Raw genomic sequence first — 8,638 nt, 5'->3', positions numbered from 1 at the left:
TAGGTACCACTCAAAGTACTTAATAAAGTCTTGGTTATTCTCTTTGGTTTTAATCTCATCAATATCTACCTCTCTTTCAGTGATGACGCTTTCCATTTTGGATTTTATCAACTCCTTAGTTAGCTCGACACCATCATTGATATGTTTTGAAACTAGCTTATCAGCGGCACTGTCTAGCAATTTAAGTTTGTCATTTGTTGACGCTGCATCATCTTGCTTTCCCACTTTAATCTTTTTGTTTTCTTTGTCCCAATGAGATACATCTAATACTTTATATGGGGTGTAATATTCAATCTTTCTATGTTTTCCAAAATTGAAAATGAGCTTAATTGTACCTGTCCCAGATTTATTTTTCTTGATGCTGAATCTTGAATTTGCCATGTGATGAGTTAGACTAAGTTTATTATTAAATAATCATGGGCGTGCTTAGAGGCGCGCCCTGAGGCGTGCCCAAATTTAATTCATATTATTTGATTTTGATTTAACTCCTTTAAAATAGTTTATAACTAACTAAAATACAGCAAAATAGACCTAATATATGTTTATTCATTTTTACTATTTAATAAAATGAAATATAATAAAACGAATCCCTCCGCGGTCACATTTAAAAAGCTAACATACTGTATTACAGTGGTTAGCTTTTTTTATTGTTCGATTTTATAACTTTAAAGTAATCGTATTCAAATATTTGTTTATATAAATCGATAATATAATTTATGCTTGACTTGCCTGAATTGAAGTGAATTAAGTTTTGCATATTCTACTGGCGGCATTTTATTTAGTCCATTATGTGGACGATGATAATTGTAATCATTCATCCAGATCTGTGTTTGTTCCCTTACTTGATTTATGCCTTCAAAGATGCATATCAATCAATCCGGGTGATAAAAACCCTCCCTTTCCATCAATAACTTCTATATCATCTTGAGCGTTTGTATCTGAAATTGTCTTAATAAGTCCTTTTTCAATAAGAACTGATTTATTTCGTAAAACAGTATCATTCGTTATAGGTATAATATTGACATTCTTAATCAAATAGGTGTTATTTTTTAAATCAGCATTATTTTCAATTTTGAGATAACTGGTTTGTCTAACGTCAATCTTTAGAATAACCCAAGCCGAAATAAATACTATGACTATTGCAATTAAAACAAAGAATATTATTCCTTTTATGCATTTCATTTTTATGTACTTTATTTCTTAAAACTTGTTTACAACGTTTATACGATGTTATCGGTTGGATTAGTTTTTATATTCTGGTTTCGAAGATATATCATTCAATATCCACTCAAGTTGTTTATCACGATTCTGTTTATAATCAGACCAATCACTTTCAATTTTTATATCTGGTACTAACCCATCAGTTTGATTGTCTTGCATTCTAAATAATCGTTTAGAATATTGAACTGTCCATTTAGAATTTGGCAATAAAAACCTATCTGCATCTTGGTAACCATAAGGATTTCCTCCTGTAGTTTCACCCACTAATTTGGCATTCAAAATTTGTTTAAATTGGGCTGCATTACTAACTCCAGCCGAAAATGTTTCTTTCCCGATAAGCGCATATATTCCGTGTTCCCAATCAAGACTGTCTATGGTGACCAACATTTGTGCAAGTACAAGTCCTTCAAAAAAGTTTCCGCCACCATTTCTTCTAAAATCAATAATCAGATATCTTATTTGGTGTTTTAATATTTGCTTTTTAACACTTCTTGCAAACAACAACATTTTTAAATAGCCAGGATAGCTGTCAAATCTTATATAGGCAGTGTTTGTTGGAATGTCTGCTAAAAGCCAGATTCCATTCGTTGATCTAAGAGGCTCACCTAAATTCACTGGTCTTTCATTTAATTCCTCTGTTATTAGGCTTTTTAGGTTGTCGTGCGTAATCGAATTTAATATAACAGATTGATTGATTCCATTATCATCGGCGAATTCGAAGTTTGCAATGTATAATTGTTTTGTAATCTTTAGCCCAAAAAGCACTTCTGCTACGTTGATAGTGTAGGGCAGAAAGTGTTCAAGAGAATGTTGGTTATCAACACCTTGAACAACAGGGCTGATTATATTTATCAATTCATTTATTTCTGTACCATCTATAGCAGTTAATTTTTTGCCTAGTAAATGACGATAATCGAAAGTGGTTTTTATAACCCTCAATTCATTGTCAAACAGACTTAAGTAAACAGGAAATCGGGAATAATCGTTACTCCAATACCCATAGATAGTATGCCCATCACCTATTAGTCGGGTAATTCTCATCATTTCAACCATCACTTGGTATTTATTGTAATTGGGTAACAATCTTTTTAAATCTGATAGTTTGGAATCAAAATCTTTCTTGCTGATACTATGGTAAAGATTAATATGATTATGTTCTAGCTGCGATTGAAAAAAGTTGATATCATTCGACCAACTGGCTACTTGTTCAGGATTTAAATCAAAAGCTTCATTATTTACTATATTCTTTTTTGATGAGGCACAACTGAAGGATAATAGTGCTAAAAAAGCAATAAACACTTTACTTATAAGTCTTCTTTTAATCATTCTTTGTTTCTTAAAAATCTTACCGATAACGTTTTTGTATAAGGTTAGTGGCGTGTTTTAAGCAACCAATTTAGTAAATAATTACCGACCAAGAAAGTCCGCGAGGACATTCGTAAGTAGGCTTGCACTAGCAATTAATTTTATACGGTGTTGGCATTTCGTTATTCCTTTTCCAATGTTTTCATTAACTCAAAACATAGTTTATCAATATTTCCCATATTCGGATTGAATGCTGATACATTTGAAAGTATTATTATACCGTTTTTTGTCTTTTCGTCAAATACCATCGATGATGAATATCCACCTGTCCCCCCATTATGCCAGTACCAAATATTTTTAGATTGGGATTTTAATAAATGCCATCCTAAACCAATATCCATCGTATCATTTATTTCAAAGGTTTTCTGCCTTGTCAATTCTAATGCCTTGTTTAAAGGGTTAAATTGAGCCATAACAAATTTCGATAAATCCTCTGGCGTTGATAGTATTCCACCAGCACCAGCCAAAATTGAAAATTCCCAATTTGGAATCTCTTTTCCTTCATTATTTAGTCCTCTTACTAAATGTCCTTTTACTTTATTAATATCTGCTGTTGAGTTTTGCATCTCATATTTGGAAAATATTTTATTCTGTAATAGGTTTTCATAAGTAGTATTTCCAATTTCACTTAACGTGTACCCCATTAATCCTCCTCCTAAATTCGAATATTGATAGTCGCCTTTATTTGACAATTCAAGATGGTTTGTTAGATATTCTTCCAATTCTTTTTCCTTATAGTCTTTATAAGGATTTTCAAGATTTACTTTTGTTAGATCAAAATTTGAAGGCAAACGAGGAAGTCCAGAAGTATGATTAGCTAAATTGATAAACGCTATTTTTATATTATCATGAAAAGGTATTTTTAAATAATCATTGACATTATTATTTAGTTTAATTTTTCCATCCATAACAAAATTAGCAAGTAGCGTGGATGTAAACACTTTTGAAATAGAACCTATTTCAAAGACACTTTTATGATTATCAATTGCCGAAATGGTATCGTTATTCTTTTTTGTGCCGTAATAACTCACTTTTCCATTATTGATAAAAGCTATCGAAACTTGTGTTTGATTAGGAAAAGTCTTAGCGTTTTCAAATATTAATTGAGATTGCTTTTTTGTAATACTACTCGCTTTAATAGATAAATCATTAATCACAGTTTCTGAAGTAGTATCTTCTGCAAAAGGCGTCACCGCAAAACCATTAATTCTAGAATTATTATCTAAAGAAATATTTAAGGCGTAAAGCGCGCGTTCAAAATTCGTTTTGTAAACCGCAACACTTCCATTTTTATAGCTTATAAATTCTCTTTTGGTTATGTTTCCAGCTTGTGATTTTAAATTTGCTAAAAAAGAGATTAATTTATCTTGGGGTACTGCAACTTTCATATCACTTGAAAACATAGAAAAAATAACTTCAAAATTGTTAGTAGTGTAGTTTTTTTCAAAGGCCTCTACAACGACTTTGTAAGTAGGTTTTTCAGTTTGTGCAAATGTTATGTTTGTAATCAAAACAAATAAGCTTATCGATATAATTTTTTTCATACTTGTTGCTATTTTTTTCTTTTTAATTTTTTAAGAAACTTTTTAAATAATTGAGATATTTTTGATAAATCCCAAGCGATAGAGTCTTTTTCCCATTGGCTCACATTTCCTTTATATTGTTTCCAAGCCGATTTGATTTTTGTTACATCAGATTTAATTGAATCTTTTTCCCATTGACTTGTATTAGCCTTTAACTCTTTAATTAAAGCTGAAAATTGAAAATTAATTTTTTCTCCTTGGGATGAATTTCCCCATATTTCTTTTATGTCTTCCCAAGTTTCTCTTTGTTCCTGTTTTGCCATTTTATTTTAATTTAGGGGTTATACATTCCAATAATATATTTTTTATTCTTTTCATTTTTACAGCAATGTGATTTTCAGTCAAATCCGTTATTGCTGCTATTTCTTTATAGGGCAGTTCGTCTAAATGCAAAATAATAATTGACCCATCAACTGAATTCAAAAGTGAAATACATTCACGTAGTGCCTTGAACTTTATCTCTTCAATTTCATTTGGAATAGTTTCCGAAAGCTTAAACTGGATAGATTCTAATCGCTTGGTTTTATTGTTTAAGCTTTCAAACTGCATATTAGAACGATTGCACACGTTTAGTGCAATTTTATAAATCCAAGTACTGATATTAGATTTCCCTTTAAAGGTCGAATATGACTTCCAAATGTGAAATATGACTTCTTGGAAAAGATCTTGTGGTTCAATTGGTGAAACAGCATATATTCGACATATTCTGTAAATACTAGTCTTATTGTCTTCCAGAATCTGATTAAATTGCTGTTCTTCTTGTTTTTGCATAGTATATTTTTTCTATTTCCTGTTCTCTATTAACCTTAGTGACAAGAGTTGTTAAAATATGACAAGAAAATTCAATTATTTTCAAAGTTTTCAATTTTCGCTAACAGCTTATATCTAATAAAAACTACTTTTTGAATTAACACAAAACCAAAAATTTTTAAATTTATTTTAATAAACGGGATGCAAAGCACTTTAAAAATAACTTTCTCCTCTTGTAAGGTTCTTCCCAACTCCTCAAATTCACCCTTATTTAAATACCCCGGATGAGTCAACAAATGGTATCGTAGACTGCATTGATCCTGCCTTATGAAATATTGGTCTATTTGGTGGTCATATGTTTAGTGATTAATATTTGCTTCCGGTTTTGTCCATTTTTTGGTTATTATAATTGCTATAGTCAGAATTATTCCGATTGCAAACCACCTTGAATTCCCTTCAAATCCATTTTTTATTAGTTGATTTACAGTAAAGATATTCACTAAAAAATGAAAGGCTGCACAAGCAATAATTGATTTCGTAGCTATAGCTATTTGTCCAATTCCCCAACTGCCTAAAATTAACATAGCAAGGAATATGAGGTTGTCGATTACATTGGTGTTTGACAAGAATGATAGATGCCACAAATACCATAAAAACCCAATAATCAAATAACGTTTCCAAGACTTCAATTCAGATAACTCGTCTTGCAAATATCCTCGCCAACCATATTCTTCTAGAATACAGTAGATGATTGTTCCAAGTCCTGCTATAAATCCATAAATATTGGAATTTAGTTGAAGCTTGTTGTTTACCCCAATAACAGTCAAAACAACGATAGGCAAAACAAACAAAATAATGCTTTTTGTTATTGAGGTACCGAATAAAGACATTGATGAAGTCTTGACTTGTTTCATTAATTTAATTGCTATCAAAGCTCCAATCAGAACTCCAATTCCTTCTAAAAACACTCTCAATAAAATTGAAACAGAAGGCTGTAATCCAGATGTTTTAAGGTTTAAATCAAAAATATCAAATCGAAATATATTTGAAATTATGATTGCAAATAAATAAAATATTAAAATTCGGTAGATATGTTTGTTTTTCATCCGTAATGTTTTTTGCATTTATGGAAAGGTGATAGTTTATGGTTTGTTCCGTGTTTAAGCAACTAATTTAATAAACAAATCACAGATAGAAGATTTCAGCGGTCCTGACACTTTGGGATTTGTAAGTAAACTGAAACTAGCAATAAATTATAAACTGCTTAAGTTGGTAATGAATTATACCAATTTTGCATTCAAATGTCATATGAATAAAACCTGCATATGGACGGATTTGCAACCAGCTAGATACAGTCATTATATAGTCGCCTTCGGCATAAAAACCTTGTCTGCTTAAGTCTTCTTCGTTGTAGGCTAAAGAAACTCCAAGACCTATGGAGAGATTTACTGCGCGTTCTTTTATGGATTGTGCCTGAGAACTGCTTTAAGCGGCTAGAACATGCAGTAAAATTATTCTTTTTATCATGTCTTTAAGAGGATGAGGTATTGAAAACATAATTTAATCTGTAATAAAACATCAGTCCTATGACCTGAATACCAATGTTCAGCTAGAGAGCTAATTAATGACCTGCCTGCTAGTGATTTGGTTTATATTTGATAATCTAAATCTCTAATCTGATAGCAAAGGCCGTGGATTATTTTAAAAAAATAAGAAAACGTATACTCGTTTTTAGTTTAAGTACTCTCTCACTACTTTATTTCAGGTAAATAAGCGAAAGGGATTTTAATAAACTTATAGAATATCTAAATCAAGATCTATCCCAACAAAATGATAAGGGATTCATTTCAAAATCTACAGATTTGATAAAATTTCAATTTTTAAATTACTCGGTCTTTCCGATAAATAATAGTGGAACCCTAGTGCTCGATAAAAATGGGAAGGACATAAATATAAAACCTATTGAGCAAAATTTTATTCTAAAGTCAAGTCTATGATGAGCCTGAAGGCAAAAAATTTGATAATCTAAACCCTTGTGTATCTTCAATAAGAAAGCTAATTGGATCGTATTCAAAAGTCATTGAAACAATCCTGATTTAAAGATTAAAATTCTTGATGAATGAAAAATTATATAAAAAAGAATAAAGGGGGCAGAGAAATTAATACGTTATCAAATAAAAAAAATCAATTATGATAATCTGATTGAAGTCATAAATAATAGAATTGTTATGACTATTAATCGAGAAAAGTTCTACAGGAAATCTATTTTATTTGATGATTTTTATGATAAAATCATTTATTTTATCAGTCAGTTTGAGAGTCTATTTGAAGAATTTTGAAGGACTACTTTTGCTAATAAGTAAACCTGTAACAATAAATAACCCTCCTATGAGGTGATAGGTATGTAAGTGTTCATCAAAAAGAATAGCAAATAATGCTGCTGATAATGGAACAATATTCATATAAATTCCTGCCTTATCTGCTCCCGCAATTTGAACTCCTTTTTGCCATAAAAAATAAGCTAGTGCTGTACCAAAACATCCAATTCCAAATACAGCCATCCAAAAACCGAATGTGTGTGTTGAAACCAGTTCCATTCCTTTAATTGGTAATAGGATCAAGAAACCTATTAAGCAGCATAAGCTCGTTAAAAGTGTAAAGTTTAAACTTGAAATACTTGTAGCATATTTTTTAGTCCAAACATGATGTAATGCAAAAAATACGTTTGCTATTAATATGAGAATATCTCCATAATTAAATTGGATGTTACTTATGTTGGTAGTATTTCCTTTTAAGATTAAATAGGTTACCCCGAAAAAAGCAATGATGATACCTAGTATTTGTATTTTTTTGATCGGAGTCTTCAATATTTTAGACGAGAAAAGTATTGTTAATGCAGGATTTAAACTGACAATAAGTGCTGCGTTTATCGCTGAAGTGTTTTGTAATCCTAGAAAGAAAAATAAATTAAATCCAAAAAGACCGATAAACCCGGTAAGAGAAATACCATTTAGATTCTTTTGAATTATTTTAAATGAGGGCAGGCTTTTGACTCCCAAAACCATCAATGTCACAAATCCAAATAAGAAGCGCCAAAATCCTGCTTCAATAAAATTAACCTCTTTTAATATTACTTTTGCTAAATGGAAATTTAGTCCTAAAAAAATAGTTGCAGTAATCAAGTAAATTATCTCTCTCATAAACAGCAGATTATAATTTTGCTCGCAACTTACTCAACGTAGAATTAGTCATCCCTAAATACGATGCAACTGCTTTACTTGAAATACGAGCTAGTAATTTAAATTCATGCTCCGTAGCCCATTTGGGTTTATCAATTCCTTCCATACCTAAAAAACTATAAATCCGCATTTGAGAATGAATAAAAGCAAATTCTATAAATTGATGGTAAACATTTGCAAAGGGAGGAAGAGTATTAACTAACTCATAAAAATTACTAGGGTTGATGACTAAGCATTTTGAAGGCTCTAAAGAAACTAAACAATCTCTAGATGGTCTTTGAAAGATAAAACTAGTGTTTACAGACATGATGCTGTTTTCTAATGCAAAATAGCCCGTGTCTTGATTACCTTTAGTATTTATTTCGTCTGACCTTAAAAAACTTTTTTTGATAAAATAGAAATGTTTACAAACTTGACCAAGATTAATTAACCTTTCATTTTTAGTTGTTTTTATTGGTTTGAAAAGTTTAATTATTTGCT

The 8,638-nt window shown here is 30.6% G+C and carries 9 protein-coding genes and 1 pseudogene; all 10 read right to left on the bottom strand.

The features are described from left to right. Positions 1 to 381 (bottom strand): hypothetical protein (locus CXF67_RS02805; RefSeq protein ID WP_145990352.1); only part of this gene is annotated, 381 nt, incomplete at its 3' end. Positions 382 to 692: 311 nt separating this feature from the next. Further along, positions 693 to 863 (bottom strand): annotated as a pseudogene (locus tag CXF67_RS02800) (integrase core domain-containing protein); the annotation flags it as partial. Beyond that, on the bottom strand, positions 856 to 1,182 hold the full coding sequence (locus tag CXF67_RS02795; protein WP_102087361.1) for a hypothetical protein: 327 nt from the start codon (positions 1,180 to 1,182) through the stop codon (positions 856 to 858). The gene CXF67_RS02795 and the pseudogene CXF67_RS02800, both read right to left, overlap by 8 nt. A gap of 60 nt (positions 1,183 to 1,242) precedes the next feature. After that, on the bottom strand, positions 1,243 to 2,547 hold the full coding sequence (locus CXF67_RS02790) for a S41 family peptidase (RefSeq protein ID WP_102087360.1): 1,305 nt from the start codon (positions 2,545 to 2,547) through the stop codon (positions 1,243 to 1,245). Between the two features lie 161 nt (positions 2,548 to 2,708). Next, positions 2,709 to 4,130, bottom strand: coding sequence for a serine hydrolase (locus CXF67_RS02785; protein ID WP_219621014.1), 1,422 nt, complete (start codon positions 4,128 to 4,130; stop codon positions 2,709 to 2,711). 8 nt (positions 4,131 to 4,138) lie between these two features. Then, on the bottom strand, positions 4,139 to 4,432 hold the full coding sequence (locus tag CXF67_RS02780) for a hypothetical protein (protein ID WP_102087359.1): 294 nt from the start codon (positions 4,430 to 4,432) through the stop codon (positions 4,139 to 4,141). Position 4,433: 1 nt separating this feature from the next. Further along, the gene (locus tag CXF67_RS02775; RefSeq protein ID WP_102087358.1) at positions 4,434 to 4,940 is read right to left on the bottom strand and encodes an RNA polymerase sigma factor; all 507 of its coding nucleotides are present in this window, start codon (positions 4,938 to 4,940) and stop codon (positions 4,434 to 4,436) included. Positions 4,941 to 5,278: 338 nt separating this feature from the next. Continuing rightward, positions 5,279 to 6,025, bottom strand: coding sequence for a CPBP family intramembrane glutamic endopeptidase (locus CXF67_RS02765; RefSeq protein WP_102087356.1), 747 nt, complete (start codon positions 6,023 to 6,025; stop codon positions 5,279 to 5,281). A 1,215-nt stretch (positions 6,026 to 7,240) separates the two neighbouring features. Beyond that, the gene (locus CXF67_RS02760) at positions 7,241 to 8,119 is read right to left on the bottom strand and encodes a DMT family transporter (protein WP_102087355.1); all 879 of its coding nucleotides are present in this window, start codon (positions 8,117 to 8,119) and stop codon (positions 7,241 to 7,243) included. 10 nt (positions 8,120 to 8,129) lie between these two features. Further along, positions 8,130 to 8,638: Crp/Fnr family transcriptional regulator (locus CXF67_RS18045; protein ID WP_102087354.1), on the bottom strand; the 509-nt coding region annotated here is incomplete at its 5' end.

Source organism: Psychroflexus sp. MES1-P1E (genome assembly GCF_002836055.1).
In the GTDB taxonomy this organism is placed as follows: Bacteria; Bacteroidota; Bacteroidia; order Flavobacteriales; family Flavobacteriaceae; genus Psychroflexus.
Note: the sequence above shows the minus strand (reverse complement) of the source record. Positions and strands in the feature narration are given on the sequence as shown.

Bases quoted from the DNA above. Each gene is read 5' to 3' on its own strand.
- CXF67_RS02795 (WP_102087361.1), bottom strand. From the start codon at position 1,182: ATGAAATGCATAAAAGGAATAATATTCTTTGTTTTAATTGCAATAGTC.
- CXF67_RS02790 (WP_102087360.1), bottom strand. From the start codon at position 2,547: ATGATTAAAAGAAGACTTATAAGTAAAGTGTTTATTGCTTTTTTAGCA.
- CXF67_RS02785 (WP_219621014.1), bottom strand. From the start codon at position 4,130: ATGAAAAAAATTATATCGATAAGCTTATTTGTTTTGATTACAAACATA.
- CXF67_RS02780 (WP_102087359.1), bottom strand. From the start codon at position 4,432: ATGGCAAAACAGGAACAAAGAGAAACTTGGGAAGACATAAAAGAAATA.
- CXF67_RS02775 (WP_102087358.1), bottom strand. From the start codon at position 4,940: ATGCAAAAACAAGAAGAACAGCAATTTAATCAGATTCTGGAAGACAAT.
- CXF67_RS02765 (WP_102087356.1), bottom strand. From the start codon at position 6,025: ATGAAAAACAAACATATCTACCGAATTTTAATATTTTATTTATTTGCA.
- CXF67_RS02760 (WP_102087355.1), bottom strand. From the start codon at position 8,119: ATGAGAGAGATAATTTACTTGATTACTGCAACTATTTTTTTAGGACTA.